Annotated in this window: 16 protein-coding genes; 10 read left to right on the top strand and 6 right to left on the bottom strand. The window is 62.1% G+C overall.

Annotation, left to right across the window (positions count from 1 at the left end):
• Positions 1-92: 92 nt before the first annotated feature.
• Positions 93-899, bottom strand: a complete 807-nt coding sequence (locus PAQ31011_RS09845; RefSeq protein ID WP_150575615.1) for a phosphodiesterase — start codon at positions 897-899, stop codon at positions 93-95.
• Positions 900-1,170: 271 nt separating this feature from the next.
• Between PAQ31011_RS09845 and PAQ31011_RS09840 the strand changes: the two genes are divergently transcribed.
• Positions 1,171-1,689, top strand: a complete 519-nt coding sequence (locus tag PAQ31011_RS09840; protein ID WP_150575614.1) for an RrF2 family transcriptional regulator — start codon at positions 1,171-1,173, stop codon at positions 1,687-1,689.
• Positions 1,690-1,771: 82 nt separating this feature from the next.
• Here the strand turns inward: PAQ31011_RS09840 and PAQ31011_RS09835 are convergent, their stop codons facing one another.
• A complete protein-coding gene (locus PAQ31011_RS09835) occupies positions 1,772-2,365 on the bottom strand; it encodes an FMN-dependent NADH-azoreductase (protein ID WP_150575613.1) in 594 nt (197 codons plus the stop codon).
• On the bottom strand, positions 2,362-2,820 hold the full coding sequence (locus PAQ31011_RS09830; RefSeq protein WP_150575612.1) for a GNAT family N-acetyltransferase: 459 nt from the start codon (positions 2,818-2,820) through the stop codon (positions 2,362-2,364). The genes PAQ31011_RS09835 and PAQ31011_RS09830 overlap by 4 nt, the downstream gene beginning before the upstream one ends.
• Positions 2,821-3,031: 211 nt before the next feature.
• Between PAQ31011_RS09830 and PAQ31011_RS09825 the strand changes: the two genes are divergently transcribed.
• On the top strand, positions 3,032-4,249 hold the full coding sequence (locus PAQ31011_RS09825; protein ID WP_150575611.1) for an NAD(P)/FAD-dependent oxidoreductase: 1,218 nt from the start codon (positions 3,032-3,034) through the stop codon (positions 4,247-4,249).
• 60 nt (positions 4,250-4,309) lie between these two features.
• Here PAQ31011_RS09825 and PAQ31011_RS09820 read toward each other — a convergent pair whose 3' ends face one another.
• Positions 4,310-5,236, bottom strand: a complete 927-nt coding sequence (locus PAQ31011_RS09820; RefSeq protein ID WP_150575610.1) for a LysR family transcriptional regulator — start codon at positions 5,234-5,236, stop codon at positions 4,310-4,312.
• 102 nt (positions 5,237-5,338) lie between these two features.
• Here PAQ31011_RS09820 and PAQ31011_RS09815 point away from each other — a divergent pair, with 102 nt between their 5' ends.
• The 3 genes from PAQ31011_RS09815 to PAQ31011_RS09805 all read left to right on the top strand — a co-directional run bounded on the left by PAQ31011_RS09815 (position 5,339) and on the right by PAQ31011_RS09805 (position 8,610).
• Positions 5,339-6,544: an MFS transporter gene (locus tag PAQ31011_RS09815; protein ID WP_150575609.1), complete on the top strand. Its 1,206-nt coding sequence runs from the start codon at positions 5,339-5,341 to the stop codon at positions 6,542-6,544.
• A gap of 67 nt (positions 6,545-6,611) precedes the next feature.
• Entirely contained in the window at positions 6,612-7,421 is an 810-nt protein-coding gene (dkgB, locus tag PAQ31011_RS09810) for a 2,5-didehydrogluconate reductase DkgB (RefSeq protein WP_150575608.1), read from the top strand.
• Between the two features lie 64 nt (positions 7,422-7,485).
• Entirely contained in the window at positions 7,486-8,610 is a 1,125-nt protein-coding gene (locus PAQ31011_RS09805) for an alkene reductase (protein WP_150575607.1), read from the top strand.
• A gap of 19 nt (positions 8,611-8,629) precedes the next feature.
• Here PAQ31011_RS09805 and yddG read toward each other — a convergent pair whose 3' ends face one another.
• Both yddG and PAQ31011_RS09795 read right to left on the bottom strand, forming a co-directional pair.
• Entirely contained in the window at positions 8,630-9,538 is a 909-nt protein-coding gene (gene yddG / locus PAQ31011_RS09800) for an aromatic amino acid DMT transporter YddG (RefSeq protein ID WP_150575606.1), read from the bottom strand.
• 75 nt (positions 9,539-9,613) lie between these two features.
• Entirely contained in the window at positions 9,614-10,525 is a 912-nt protein-coding gene (locus tag PAQ31011_RS09795; protein ID WP_039402311.1) for a LysR substrate-binding domain-containing protein, read from the bottom strand.
• 180 nt (positions 10,526-10,705) lie between these two features.
• On the opposite strand from PAQ31011_RS09795, the gene PAQ31011_RS09790 reads away from it, so the two are divergent.
• The 5 genes from PAQ31011_RS09790 (at position 10,706) to PAQ31011_RS09770 (ending at position 15,291) form a co-directional block, all read left to right on the top strand.
• Positions 10,706-11,602 (top strand): amino acid ABC transporter permease, encoded by an 897-nt coding sequence (locus tag PAQ31011_RS09790; protein WP_246179460.1) that lies wholly within the window; start codon positions 10,706-10,708, stop codon positions 11,600-11,602.
• 53 nt (positions 11,603-11,655) lie between these two features.
• Positions 11,656-12,402: an amino acid ABC transporter ATP-binding protein gene (locus PAQ31011_RS09785; protein ID WP_150575840.1), complete on the top strand. Its 747-nt coding sequence runs from the start codon at positions 11,656-11,658 to the stop codon at positions 12,400-12,402.
• Positions 12,403-12,475: 73 nt separating this feature from the next.
• Complete coding sequence (locus PAQ31011_RS09780) at positions 12,476-13,792, top strand: LLM class flavin-dependent oxidoreductase (protein ID WP_150575604.1); 1,317 nt, start codon at positions 12,476-12,478, stop codon at positions 13,790-13,792.
• Positions 13,793-13,870: 78 nt separating this feature from the next.
• Positions 13,871-14,371 carry a flavin reductase family protein gene (locus tag PAQ31011_RS09775; protein WP_150575603.1) on the top strand — a complete coding sequence of 167 codons (501 nt, stop codon included), beginning with the start codon at positions 13,871-13,873 and terminating at the stop codon, positions 14,369-14,371.
• 35 nt (positions 14,372-14,406) lie between these two features.
• A complete protein-coding gene (locus PAQ31011_RS09770; RefSeq protein WP_150575602.1) occupies positions 14,407-15,291 on the top strand; it encodes an ABC transporter substrate-binding protein in 885 nt (294 codons plus the stop codon).
• Positions 15,292-15,345: the final 54 nt, after the last annotated feature.

The raw sequence follows: 15,345 nt of genomic DNA, 5'->3' as shown, positions 1-15,345 counted from the left end.
AGATTCTAACGAAATCCCATTGCCAGCGCCCTGATGGAAAGCCCCCAGCCCGACCGGGGCTCCCCATGCCCCCGGCGACACCCACCGCTGACTTACATGCTGCGCATGCCTGCGTCCTCGTCCACGAGCGCCGACTTGTCGAGATAGTCGTGGAAGTGCACCGTCACCTGATCGGCGGCGAGCAGCACGACAGCGTAGGCAGGCGGCTCATGACTCTGGCGGACCAGATCCACCGTGTGCATGTCGAACGGCACCTGATGGTTCAGGCCGCGCATCGTCGAATACGGAATGCCGTGCCAGCTTCCGCACACCGGACGATGGACGTGGCCGAAGAACAGATGTCGAACGTTCTTGCGTCCGCCCACGCACTTCAGGAATGCCTCGGGATTCGCGAGACCGATGTGATCGAGGCTCGGAATGCCGATGTCGAACGGCGGATGATGCATGAACAGATACACCGGACGATCTCCGGCCTCATCCAGTTGACGCGCAAGCCACGCCAGCCGCGCTTCGCAGTACAACCCGCCATGCTGGCCTTCGTCCAGCGTGTCGAGCATCAGCAGCGTGCCGTCACCGATATCGAAGCGGCCTTGCACGAAACCATCGGCGTCGCGCAGGCGGTCCGGAAACGATCCGGTAAATGCCGAGCGCAGGTCGTGGTTGCCCATCAGCGGGAAGACGGGGAACGGCAGACGGTCAAGTTGCTCGCGCAATGCGGCATAGCCTGTCGCTTCACCACGATGCGTCAGGTCACCGGTGATGACGCAGCATTGTGCGTCGGTGTGATGCTCGAGAATGTCGTCGACGCACGCGACCAGACGCGCGTAAGGATCGAGCCCGTACAACGGCTCGCCGGGCGTGACCAGGTGGGTGTCGGTGATATGAATGAACTTTGCCATGCGGATACGCTTTCCCGGGGGGAAGGAACTGGTGTCGTAGGGATGGGCCAACAATGCCCGTCGCGCAAGAATAGCGTGTGACAGACAGGTGTCATCGTACCCCGGGTGCTCAACACCGGGATGAGCTAACAGCATCGGATGGGTATCGGCGTCGGGTTGGCGTTATAATTACGCCGATCCGCTCGGTCGCCGTTATGAAACGTCGCTCGCGAACACAACGACGCGCCTTGCCACCTCGGCCTGTGCCCGTCACAACGTCACACTCAATACCATGTCCTTCATCAGCACCGGCGTCGAATACAGCCTGCACTGCCTGCTCTACCTCGCGGATTCGTCTGCCGGTGTTCGCGACGCCAGCGTGCGCGATCTCGCAGAGATGCAGGGCATTCCGGTGGAGTATGCCGCCAAGCTCTTCACCCGTCTGTCAAAGGCAGGGCTGGTCGTGGCGACGGAAGGGGTGCGTGGCGGCTACTCGCTGGCGAAGCACAGCAAGGACATCACGGTGCATGACGTCGTGGTCGCCATCGACGGCGAGAAGGGATTGTTCGATTGCCGCGAAGTGCGACGTCAGTGCGCGTTGTTCGAAGGGGATCCGCCCGCGTGGGCGTCGAAAGGCAAATGCTCGATCAACGCGATCATGCAATCGGCCGAGGAAAGCATGCGGGCCGAGTTGCGCAAGCACACGCTCGCCGATCTGGCTGCGGGTGTGAACGCGAAAGCGCCGGCGGCGTATGGCAAGCGCGTCATCACGTGGTTCGACGATCGCGCTGCGGCACGACGTGCGCATTAATCGCACTAATGCCAAACACCGGCACTAACGCGCACGCAATGCCTGACGGTCGCGCAACCCTTGCGCGACCGCTTCCCATTCTTCACCGTTCGAGATAACGGCTCAGATCCTTTTGGCAGTCGAGCATCGCCTGCTCGGCCTGCGGCGGCATGACCATCCCCTGCATGGGGAAGAACGTCACATCCTTGATACCGATGCAGCTCAGTGCGTGCCGGAGATACGGCGTCAGAAAGTCCGGCTGCCGCGCATTCTCACCGGTGTGAAAACCGCCGGACCCGATGATGACGATGGTCGGCCGGTCCTTGAGCAATCCCACCTTGCCTTCGGGCGTGCTCGCGAACGTGCGCCCGATGCGCAACACATAATCAATCCACAACTTGAGCGCCGCCGGCACCGTGAAGTTATGCATCGGTGTGGCAATCGCGAGAAACGACGTCGCCTCGATCTCTTCGATCAGTTGCTCGGACAAGACGAAATGCGCCGGATCCGGCTCTCTAGACGTAATCGCCGTGGCGTATTCGACAGAGATCGGCGGCAACGGCGACGCCACCAGATCGCGCACGATCGCCGGGGCATCGCCATATCGCCGGGCATTGTTCTCCAGAAACGTCTGGGCCATGCCGAATGCGCGGCTGGCCGGACCATGCGGGCTGGCGTTGAGCAGAAGACTTCTCATCGGCTCGCCTCGCCCAAAGGCGTCAACGGTTCCATGAAGTGCATGCCTTTCGCGAGCAGACCGTTGCGGAAATAGAACCGTTGTGCGAGCGGCATATGCAGCCCGGTATCGAGCACGAAGTTGGCACATCCCGCCTCACGGGCAATCGCCTTGACCTCGCCCAGCAGTTGCGACCCCGCGCCGCCCCGCTTGTTGTCGGCCGCCACGACAAGATCGTCGACATAGACGAAGCGGCCATACAGCAGGTTCGTCACGTGACGGTAGCCCGCAAGGCCCACCAGGCGTTCGCCGTCGAACGCGCCCAACAGGCGGTAAGACTCTTTGCGCTGAGCCTCCACCTGCTCGACGAAAGCCTCGGCGCTGGCCAGATGCGGACGAAGTTCCTTCATGACGGGATAGGCCGCGTGTACCGCGCCGGGCGTCTCAAGGTGTTTGAAAGTTAGCAACGTATTCATGATCTCTCTGACAGTCGTTCACTGAAGACTCTATCCGCCGGGTATGAGATGGACCAGTGACAAGAACTGTCGAAACTTCCGGGACAAGACACGTCCTTTGCAAAAAAAGACTTGCGCGACGAAACTCCGACTCATAGAATCGGCGTTAGCGGTTCACAACGACGACCGCCCCCAATTCACTCCTCCCCCCGAGTTTTCAGGAGCAATCAGCATGACCCAACGTATTCTTGTCATCGGCGCAGGCTTCGCCGGCACGTGGAGCGCTCTGGCTTCTGCGCGTCTGCTTGACATGGCCGGACGCACCGACGTGGAAATCGTCCTCGTCGCGCCGGAGCCGCATCTTCATATTCGTCCCCGTCTGTACGAGAAGAACCCCGGCGGTATGAAAGCCCCGTTGCAGAAGCTTTTCGACACGGTTGGCGTGCAGTTCATTCAGGGGCGTGTCGCGCACATCGATGTGGAACACAAGATGGTGACGATCGCCGATCTCGACGCCCAGACCCCGCATGGCGCCATCAGCTACGACCGTCTGGTGCTCGCCGCAGGCAGCCGCCTGTTCAGCCCGCCGATTCCGGGCATTCAGGAACACGCGTTCAACGTCGACCAGATTGCCGACGCCGTGAAGCTCGAAGCGCATCTCGACGGTCTGGCGAGCCGCCCGGCAACGGCCAGCCGCAACACCGTGGTGGTCGCCGGTGCAGGTTTCACCGGCATCGAAACCGCCGCTGAAATGCCGTCGCGACTGCGCGAAATCCTTGGCGAGAGCGCTGACGTGCGCGTGATCATGGTCGAGCGCAACGACGCCATCGGCCCGGATCTCGGTCCGGGTCCGCGCCCCGTGATTACGCAGGCGCTTCAGGAACTGGGTGTGACGTGGAAACTGGGATCGGGCGTCGCGAATATCGACGCCAATGGTGTGACGCTGGAGAACGGTGAGCGCATCGACGCGGACACCGTCATCTGGACGGCCGGCGCGCGCGCCAACACGCTCACGGCGCAGATTCCGGCTGAGCGCGACGCCTTCGGCCGTCTGTATGTCGACGCTAACCTGAAAGTGATCGGTCTGGACGCTGTCTACGCTACGGGCGACTGCGCCCGTGCGACGACCACCGACGGCGGCGACAAGGCCACCATGATGGCATGCCAGCACGCGATTTCACTGGGACGCTCGGCAGGCCACAACGTGGCAGCAGACCTGATCGGCGAAGCACCGATCCCCTACAACCAGCCGAAATACGTGACGTGTCTCGACCTCGGTCCGTGGGGCGCTGTCTACACGGAAGGCTGGGATCGTCAGGTCGTGTTGCAGGGTGCGCAAGGCAAGAAGCTGAAGACGGAGATCAACACGCAGTGGATCTATCCGCCGAGCAACGCCACCCGTGCCGAGGCATTGGCGAGCGCAGACCCGCGTCAGGCGGTGGTCGCGTAATGTGGCGGCGCGGTGGGATCCCCCCGGCCCACCGCGCCAATGCATTGCGGCAGTCGTGCGCTACTGCGCCACCCATCCTTTCGCTTGTCCCGTCGCCATCTGCGCGCGAAGCTCGGCCACCAGATAATCGACGAATGAGGCGATGCGCGCCGAAATCGCCGTGTTGCGGTAGTACACGGCGTGAATCGGCTGACGCACGTCCTGCGCCTGACGCGCCAGCACCGGCGCGAGACGGCCCGCCTCGCAGTCACGCACCGTCATGAAATCGGACAGGCACACGATGCCCGTCCCTTCCAACGCGAGTTGCCGCAGCGTCTCCCCGCTCGACGACATCACATCCGGCACGATTCGATAGGGCTCGCCGTCTGCGCCGAGAATCGGCCACACGTTCAGCGACTCCGGTTGCGAGAAGCCAAGCAGCGTGTGTTTCGCGAGATCCTCCACTCGGCGCGGATGCCCGTGCTTTTCCAGATACGCCGGACTCGCGAACATGCGCGTACGACTGTTGCCGATGAGCCGGCTATGCAGCGTCGAGTCCTTCAGCCGTCCAATCCGGATGGCGACATCCGTGCGACGCTCCAGCAGATCGATGAAACCCTCGTTGCTGTTGAGTTCCAGTTCCACCTCGGGATAGCGCTCGCGATAGCCCGGTACCAACGGCACGATCACGTGCAGCATGAACGGCGTTGCGGCATCGACACGCAGTCGGCCGGACGGCTTTTCGCGCCGCGTGACCATCTGCTCTTCCGCACTTTCGACCGAATCGATGATCGCGCGCGCGTTCAGCAAGAACGCGTTGCCCTCCTCCGTCAGTTCCAACCGGCGGGTCGTGCGGCGCAGTAGCGTCGTCTTCAGCTTCTCTTCCAAACGCCCCAATGTCCGGCTGGTGGCCGACACCGTCAGGTCCAGCTGCTGGGCCGCTGCCGTGATCGACCCCGTATCCACCACGGCCACAAAGGCTTGCAGTTCGTCGAGCGTGATCTTCATTGTTGATCTGAAATCAAAATAATTTCGTTTATAGGCTACTTTTTCCGCAAAAGTAAAGAGCGCAGACTGCGCTTCAACTTCACCGACCCGGGAATTCCCGTCATGAACCAGTCCTCCCCCCAAACCTCGACATCGTCGGCACATGCCACGCTGTCCCTTCTGGCCCTGGCCATCGGCGCGTTCAGCATCGGCACGACGGAGTTCTCGCCGATGGGTCTGCTCCCCGTGATTGCCGAGGGCGTCCATGTCTCGATTCCGACCGCAGGCATGCTGATTACGACTTACGCCCTGGGCGTGATGATCGGTGCGCCCATCATGACGCTCATCATGTCGCGCTGGTCGCGCCGCACGGCACTGATCGCGCTGATGGCCATCTTCACCATCGGCAACCTGCTCTCGGCCGTCTCCGCCAACTACACGACGCTGCTGCTCGCCCGCCTCGTGACGAGCCTGAACCACGGCGCGTTCTTCGGGCTGGGCTCCATCGTTGCCGCCAGCGTAGTACCGCGTGAGAAGCAGGCCAGCGCTGTCGCCACCATGTTCATGGGGCTGACGATTGCGAATATCGGCGGGGTGCCTGCTGCCACGTGGCTCGGCCAGACCATCGGCTGGCGCATGTCGTTCGCTGCCACGGCAGGGCTTGGCCTGATCACCATGCTCACACTGCGTTTCGCGCTGCCCACGGGCGAAGCTGGCCGCATGCCTGATGTCCGTCGCGAGTTGTCGGTGCTCACACGCCCGGTCGTGCTGATGGCGATGGCGACGACCGTGCTGGGTGCAGGCGCCATGTTCACGCTGTACACGTACATCGCGCCGACGCTGCAAACCATCACTGGCGCATCGCCCGGCTTTGTCACCGCGATGCTCGTGCTGGTCGGTGTCGGCTTCTCGGTCGGCAACATCGCCGGCGGCAAGCTCGCCGACCGCTCGATCAACACCAGCCTGATCGTCTTTCTGGTGCTGCTCGTCGCGATCATGCTCGCCTTCCCCATTCTGGCCCGCACGCATATCGGCACCGCCCTTGCGGTCGTGGTCTGGGGCATCGCGACGTTCGCCCTCGTGCCGCCGCTGCAAATGCGTGTGATGCGTGCCGCCTCGGAAGCGCCGGGACTGGCGTCGTCGGTCAATGTCGGTGCCTTCAACCTCGGTAATGCCGTGGGGGCCGCGGCCGGTGGTGCCGTGATTTCCGCCGGTTATGGCTACACGGCCGTGCCCATCGTCGGTGCGCTGATTGCCGGATCGGGCCTGTTGCTGGTGCTGCTGCAAATGGCGATGCACCGCACGCCGATGCAGACAGTCGGTAACTGAGCGCCGGTTTCAACTCACAACACACAGCAGCACGTTTTTCGTCACCCAATTGATTAAGGATTTCACAATGAGCCACATTCCCGCTTTCGGTCTCGGCACGTTCCGCCTCAAGGACCAGGTTGTCATCGATTCCGTGCGTACCGGCCTTGAACTCGGCTACCGCGCCATCGACACCGCACAGATCTACGGCAACGAAGCCGAAGTCGGGCAGGCGATTGCCGCGTCCGGCGTCGCCCGCGACGATCTGTTCCTCACCACGAAGATCTGGGTCGAGAACTATTCGAAGGGCAAGCTCGCTGCCAGCCTCGAAGACAGCCTCAAGAAGCTGCGCACCGACTACGTCGACCTCACGCTGATCCACTGGCCCGCGCCGGACAACGGCGTGTCGCTCGACGAATTCATGACGGCACTGGCCGACGCAAAGGCCAAGGGCCTCACGCGCGAGATCGGCATTTCGAACTTCAACATCGAACTGACGAAGCAGGCGATGGCCGCCGTCGGCAAGGACGCCATCGCCACCAACCAGATCGAGCTGAGCCCGTATCTGCAAAACCCGAAGCTCGTGGGCTTCCTTGAAGAACAGGGCATTCACGTCACGTCGTACATGACGCTCGCCTACGGCAAGGTGCTTGGCGACGCCGTGATCGGCAAGATCGCGCAACGTCATCAGGCCACGCCCGCGCAAGTGGTGCTCGCCTGGGCGCTGCAACGCGGCTTCTCGGTGATTCCGTCGTCGACCAAGCGCGAGAATCTGGCGAGCAATCTGCTGGCGCAAACGCTGCGTCTGACGGACGACGACATGGCGCAGATCGCCGCGCTCGACCGCAACGGCCGCGAAGTCAGCCCGGACGGGCTGGCCGCCAAGTGGGACGACTGATCGCGTCCGCTATCGAACCTTTAAGTCGTTGCCTGCGGGCAACGACGACAACACAGCACACATCATGACTCAGGACCCTCTGTTTCAACCGCTGCAACTCGGCGCGCATACCCCACTTACGCTGCCGAACCGTATCGTGATGCCGCCGATGACCCGCTCGCGTGCGAGCCAGCCCGGCGATGTCCCCAACGCGCTAATGGCCGAGTACTACGCGCAACGCGCCGGTGCCGGTCTGATCGTCAGCGAAGGCACCTACATCGCGCCGCTCGGCAAAGGTTATGCGTGGACGCCCGGCATCCATTCACCTGCGCAGGTCGCTGGCTGGCGCACCGTGACCGAGGCAGTGCATGCCGCTGGCGGTCATATCTTCGCGCAGCTGTGGCACGTGGGACGTCTGAGCCACACAAGCCTGCTCGGCGGCCGTCAGCCCGTGTCGTCGTCGCCGATTCAGGCGGAAGGCGTGAACGTCTTCATCGCTGGCGAAGACGGCACGACGCCCGGCTTTGTGCAGGCATCGGCACCGCGCGCGCTGAGCATCAAGGAAATCGGTGAGATCGTCGACCAGTACCGTGCGGCGGCCCGCAACGCCATCGAAGCCGGATTCGACGGCGTGGAGTTGCACGGCGCCAATGGCTATCTCGTAAACCAGTTCATCGACTCGAACGCCAACACGCGGACGGACGCCTACGGCGGTTCGCTGGAAAACCGCCTGCGCTTCTTGCGCGAAGTGACCGAAGCGCTAATCGACGGCGTGGGCGATGCGAAGCGCGTCGGCATCCGTCTCGCGCCGCTGACCACACTTAACGGCTGCGTCGATGCCGATCCGGAAACGACGTATCTCGCCGCAGCGAAGTTGTTGGGTGACCTCGGCGTCGGCTACATCCACATCGCAGAAGCCGACTGGGACGACGCGCCGGTAATGCCGGTCGAGTTCAAGCTGAAGTTGCGTGCGGTGTATCCGGGCGTGCTGATTTACGCAGGGGGTTACACGGCGGAGCGTGCGCGTGAAGCTGTCTCGGAGGGATGGGCCGATCTCATCGGTTTCGGGCGTCCATTCGTAGCCAATCCGGATCTGCCGGAGCGCGTGCGTGTCGGTGCGCCGCTGGCATTGCACCATCGCGACACGCTGTTCGGTGGTGGCGCACGCGGCCTGACGGATTATCCGACGATGGTCAAAGAGGCGGCCTGACTAGACGCCTGAGCGGACTTCACGACGACGTGGCGACGCGCGCTTTCCGGGAGCGCGTCGCCCGCCAACAGAGGATCGAACCGCCGCAGACCATGCACGCACCCTGCCAGAACGGTGCGGACAGCGGCGTGTGCAGCAGCAACGCGGCGAGCGCCGCAGACAGCACGGGGATGAAATACGACGCGCCGACGAGGATCGTCACATTGCCGCGCAGAATGCCCACGTTCCATGCCGCATAACCGAAACCCATTGCAGCGGCGGCCAGTACGAGGTAGATCCCCGAGTGCAGGTCCAGCGACATCGCGCCGCCACCACCGGCGAAATACTTGATCCAGAGCGCAACGGCCACCAGCATGAAGAACGGTGTCACGCCATTCTTGCCGTCTGCGATGCGCGCCGTCACCGTGCAATACCCCGCCCAGATAATCGCGCCGACGAACGCCAGTCCGTAGCTCAGCGGATTATCGGCGATGTTGACGAGCATGCCGGGCAGATCGAGCCCCTGATCGCCACCGAGCACCCAGCAGATGCCGAGCATCGACAACAAGAAGCCGGGCACCACCAGCCAGTTCGCGCGCTGCTTGTTAAAGAGAATGGCGGAAACCAGCGTGAACGTCGGCCAAAGGTAATTCACCATACCGACTTCAATCGCCTGACGCGCCGTGTTCGCGTAGCCGATGGACAGCGACAGACACAGTTCATAGGCGACGAACAGCAAGCCGCCCCATAGCAGATAGCGGCGCGGAAACGTGCTGAGCTTCGGGAAGCCGACCGTCAGCACGAGGAACAGCGAGGCCACCGAGTAAATCGCCGCAGCGCCGCCCGTCGCACCCAAGCTTTCGCTCACGCCGCGAATCAGCGCCACAATCGACGCCCAGAGCACCACTGCGCTCAGTCCAATGAGTGTCGCCTTGTTCCTGCTGTTCATGCGGTTGCCTGCGTCGATGGAAGGTGAGAGGTCAGCGCAGGATTATACGAAAAGCGGATTTGCGTAGCGGCGTCGCTATGCCCCCGCAAGATTGCCGTCGCCCAGCTTCTCACGAGCAAACGCCCGCACATGCTCCACAAATGAATTGAGCAACAGCGGCACCGGACGCTGCGAAGGCGTCAGCACCGAAGTGTCGGTGAATATTGCCGGTTCGAAGCGCTTGAACACCACACCGGTGCCACGGTAACTCCACGCACTGAACGCGTCGATCAGCGCAACGCCGGCCCCCGCTTCGACAAATGAGCAGATGGCGTACGAAATCTGACTCTCCATCTGCATTTTGACTTCCACGCCGTGCGACGCGAGCAATGCATCGATCTGCAATCGCGCTTCCACGCTGCGCGGGTGCGCGACAAATCGCTCGCCGTCGAGATCGCTCGGCCCAACGACATCACGCTCGCAAAGGCGATGTCCTGCGGGCAAGGCACAAATCATCTTGGCCGCGACAAGTCGCGAGGCGTTCGCCGTCGGATGACTCAGCGACAGCCGGGCGAAGCCCACATCGCAGCGTTGCCCCATGACCATATCGACGATGGAGCGTGTTGAGTGCATGACCATCGACACATGCGCCTCCGGTCGTGTCTTCAGGTAATCCGCAATCGCGTGCGGCATAAAAGAAAGCGCCAACGCGGGTGCCGCCGCAACGTGAAGCGTGCCCCGTTGCATATTCCGGATCTCGTCGGCCGCCCGCGCGATCCGGTCGACGCCGACCAACGAGCGCTGGACCTCCTCGTACAACGCACGGGCTTCCACCGTCGGATACAGCCGTCCCTTGACCCGTTCGAACAGCGTGAATTTCAGCGATCGCTCCAGATCGGCGATCAATCGTGTGGTCGCGGGCTGGGAAATGTGCAGCATCTCGCTGGCGAGCGTCACCGTCTGATGCAGCATCACGGCGCGAAAGGCTTCGAGTTGGCGGAGTTTCACGTGAGCATCCAATAACAAAACATTATCGATTTGCAAAAAGAAAGCATTTCACAAGCGGATTTTGACTTTCTAATCTTCCGATATCCCCAATTCTATTTGGTTGTACGGGGAGATCATCAGCAATAACGATATGTGTTGGAAAGGGGGTTTACCCCAATCTTCCGGAGGATGACTCACCTTATGAGCAACGAAACTGCGTACACGCTCCCGCCCCCGGCGACGCGTGACGACACCTCACCCGCGCCCGCACCGGACGTGCGTATTCACCCGCGCCCGAAGAAATCGGACTGGCTCTGGTACGGGGTGTTCGGCGTCGCCTTGATCCTTTTCTACCAATGGTTCATCGACAACCCGCGCTGGCAGTGGGACGTCGTCGCCCGTTACCTCTTCAACGCCCGTGTGCTCGCGGGCCTTGGAAACACGCTGATCCTTACGGCACTTGCCAGTGCCCTCGGCCTCGTGCTCGGCGCCATCGTGGCGGCGTGCCGCATGTCCACCAACCCGGTATTGCGCGGTGCGGCGTTCGCCTACATCTGGATCATTCGTGCGACGCCGACGCTGGCGATGCTGTTGTTCCTGTTTTTCATCTCGGCGCTCGTACCTCGGCTCTATCTGCCGATACCGCTTCTGAACCTGAATCTGTTCGACATCGATACCAGCAACGTGATCTCGCGACTGAGCGCTGCCACGATCGGACTGGCGATCTATCTCGGCGGCCACAGTGCGGAGATTTTCCGAAGCGGCCTCGGCGCAGTCGACAAGGGACAACGCGAAGCCTGCAAAGCGATGGGCATGAGCGACATGCGGATGATGTGGCACGTCGTCATTCCCCAGGCGGTTCGCGTCATCATTCCGCCGCTGGCCAACGAACTCATCACGATGTTCAAGAACACGTCCCTGGCCTCGGTCATTGGTTACGTCGAGCTACTGACGACCGTCCAACTGATCTATTCGACGACCTTCGAAACCATTCCGCTGCTGACCGTCGCCTGCCTCTGGTACCTGTTCCTGACCAGTCTGGCCATGTGCGGGCAGCTCCTCCTCGAAAAGCGCTTCGGCAAAGGAGTCCACCCGTGATCGACTCACACCATGACGCCCTTCATCTGCAAGCGCAGCCACCGTTGCTGCAAATGCGCAACGTGACGAAGCAGTTCGGCGCATTTACCGCGCTGCACGGCATCGATTTCAATCTGTATCGCGGCGACGTCGTTGCCATCATCGGCCCGTCGGGATCGGGCAAAAGCACCCTGCTTCGCTGCATCAACATGCTCGATCTGATCGACTCCGGCGTCGTGACGTTCAACGGCGAAGTGCTCGGCAGCGAGATGCGTGGAACACGCTGCGTCAGGTTGCCGAAAAAGGAACTGGACAGGCAGCGCCGGTACTTCGGCATGGTGTTCCAGGGGTTTCATCTGTTTCCCCACTACACAGTGCTCGACAACGTGCTTTCCGGGCCGCGCATCGTCGGTGGTGCCGCGCGTAAGGACGTCGTGGAGCGTGGCAAGTCGCTGCTTGTCCGCGTCGGCCTGTCCGACAAGATGAATCATTACCCGTCGCAGCTCTCCGGCGGGCAAAAGCAGCGAGTCGCGATCGCCCGGGCGCTGGCCATGGAGCCGGAAGTCATGTTGTTCGACGAACCGACCAGCGCACTCGACCCGGAACTGGTTCAGGAGGTGCTCGACGTCATGAAAGAACTCGCGAGCACCGGCACCACGATGGTGGTCGTCACCCATGAAATGGAATTCGCCCGAAAGGTCTCGAATCACGTCGTCTTCATGGACAGTGGCCGCATCGTCGATCACGGCTCGCCCGAGCACATCTTCCAGGGCGGTGGCACGGCGCGAAGCCAACGCTTTCTCGCGAACGCTCGCGCATAAGTCTGGCGAGTCGTGCGCGCGACGCTCGGGCGACGCGCGCCCCGCCATCACACTCGATTAAACAGGATTCGAAATGTCAAACGACGGAATGATGAGACTGGGTGTCTCCATGCGCTATCTGGGCTATCACATGGCGGCGTGGCGGCATCCCGATGTTCCCGCCGACGGCGCAATCGACTTTCACTACTTCCTTGAGAGCGCGCGCAAGGCCGAAGCGGCGAAATTCGACATGATTTTCTTCGCGGACGGCGTTGGCGTGCGAGCCTCCGACACGCCCCCGGGATCGGCGGCGCGCGATGCGAAAAACGCAGAACTCGAACCTTTGACGCTGCTCGCGGCAATCGGCGCCTGCACGAAGCATATCGGCCTCGTAGGGACGGCCTCGACCACCTATAACGAGCCGTTCCATATCGCACGAAAGTACGCCTCGATCGATCACATCAGCGCCGGACGTGCAGGCTGGAACGTGGTCACGTCGTGGTCTCAGCAAGAAGCGTGGAACTTCAACCGCGACGAACATCTGGGCTATGAGGAGCGATACGAGCGGGCCGACGAGTTCGTGGACGTCGTCAAGAAGCTCTGGGACAGCTGGGAAGACGATGCGTTTATCCGCGACAAGGCCAGCGGCATCTTCTATGACGAGAGCAAACTGCACGTCCCGCACCACAAGGGCAAACACTTCAAGGTGCGCGGTCCGCTGAATTCGGCACGCACGCCGCAGGGCCGGCCCATCATCGTTCAGGCCGGCGCTGCCGACGCCGGGCGAGAGATTGCCGCGAAGAACGCCGACGTGGTGTACAGCGTATCGTTCGACATTCAATCGGCCAAGGCGTATTACGACGATTTGAAAGGCCGACTCGCGAAATACGGTCGCACGCCGGACCAACTCCTGATCATGCCGGGGCTCACGCCCTATGTGGGCCGCACACGGCAGGAGGCGCAAGACAAGTTCGATCAGTTGCAGGAGCTGATCGACCCGCTAAGCGGTCTGTCGATTCTCTATAGCGTGCTCGGCGACCTGTCCGGCTACGACCTGGACGGCCCGGTGCCGGCCACCAGCGCCGGTCCCGTCAGCAGCATCGGCAATGGATTGCTGGAGATGGCCCGTCGCGACAACCTCACGATTCGCCAGCTCTACAAGATTCGCGCCTCGGGCGGACGCCAGTTGATCGGCACGGCGCAGGACATCGTCGACGATATGGAGTCGTGGTTCCGAGAAGGTGCCGCCGACGGCTTCAATCTCTGTCCCGCGACGCTTCCCGGCGGCCTCGACGACTTCATCGAATTCATTCTTCCCGAACTGCGTCGTCGCGGCCTGTTCCGAACCGAGTACGCAGCACAGACGCTGCGAGGCAATCTCGGACTCGGTGCGCCCTTATTCGGCGGCTGAAGGCGATCTGGCGCGACGCGTGCGGCCCGGAGTTGCCGCACACGTCGCGCGATACATCAGAACTCTAGAGGTATTCGTATGAACGACCAAGTTTCCTCCGACGTCTTTCGACATGCCATGACGTGCTTCGCCAGCGGCATCACCGCGGTGACCACGTATGAAGACCGCGTGCCGTCCGGCCTGATCGCCACTTCGGTGTGCAGCCTGTCGGCCGATCCCGCCACGATCCTGGTGTGCGTGAACAAGACAGCGTCGGCGCATGACGTCATCCTTCGAACACGGCGCTTTGCCGTCAACCTGTTGTCCGCAGAACAACTGGCGGTGGCGAAGCGCTTCACTTCGTTGCGCGGCCCCGAGCGCTTCGATCCGGTGCACTGGCAAGCCGGGGAACTCGACGTCCCCACACTGACGGGAGCGGTCGTCGTATTCGAATGCCAGTTGGCTAAAGTGCATGACGGTTTTACGCACAGCATTATCGTCGGCCAGATTACCCGCGCGACGGTCAACGACGAGGGGGCTGCCGACTGTCTGCTCTGGCATCACCGCGATTTCGCCCGCACCGTTCAACAAGCCGCCTGATACCCCCCGATCTGCCGACATCCAGAGGTTTTCGTATGAAGATCGAATTCAAGTTCGCGACAGCATGTGTCTTCGCCTGGCTCGGAATCGTGAGTCCCGCGCGCGCGCTGGATCCCTCCGCTCGTCCGGCCATCAAGGTCGACCCCGCGCTCGCGGCACAAGTCCCGAAGTTCTACCGTGAGCGCGGCACACTGACCGCCGGGGTCAATCCCGACGTGGCGCCGATCAAGTTCGTCGACGGCGACGGCAACATCGTGGGGTTCACCCCGGAACTGCTCTCTGCGGCGGCGGCGGTGCTGGATCTGAAGATAAAGCTTGCGCAATCGTCGTTCGACGCCCTCATCCCCGGTCTGGGTGCCAGCCGCTTCGACGTACTGCTCTCGCTTGCAGACTTTTCGTCGCGTCAAAAAGTGGTGACCTTCGTCGATTACCTCGACATGGGCATGACGGTCGTCGCCATGCCCTCCAAGGCAGTCACAATCCCGTCGCTCGACGCGCTCTGCGGTATGCAACTCGCCTTGCCGCGCGGCACGGCTTCCATGGAAAAAGCGACCAAGCTGAGTGAAAAATGCCAGAAAGACGGCAAGCAGCCTATTTCGGTGGCGACGTACCCCGACTCGAACATGACGCTGCTCTCGCTATCCACCGGTGCCAGCCAGGTCGCCTGGGTCGATTCGCCGGTCGGCTACTACAACGAGGCCAAGTTTCCCGCGAAGTACAAGGTCATTCACTACAACGCCGAAGCGCCCTATGGCATCGGCTTCGGTGTCGACGAGAAGGGACGGCAACTCGCGAGCGTCATGCGGCAGGCCCTGCTCAAACTGCAACGAGACGGCACCTATGACGCGCTGATGAAGAAATGGGGACTCGCCACCAAGGACGCCAAACCCGACTTCCCCATCAACGGCGGCATGCGCTGATGCAGGACACGAGGGACAACTGAACGGCAAACAGCGGCGCCCCCGCGACCGGCG

Origin of the sequence: Pandoraea aquatica (assembly GCF_902459565.1) — a bacterium.
GTDB classification, from domain to species: domain Bacteria; phylum Pseudomonadota; class Gammaproteobacteria; order Burkholderiales; family Burkholderiaceae; genus Pandoraea; species Pandoraea aquatica.
This window is presented reverse-complemented; position numbering and strand designations above follow the sequence as displayed.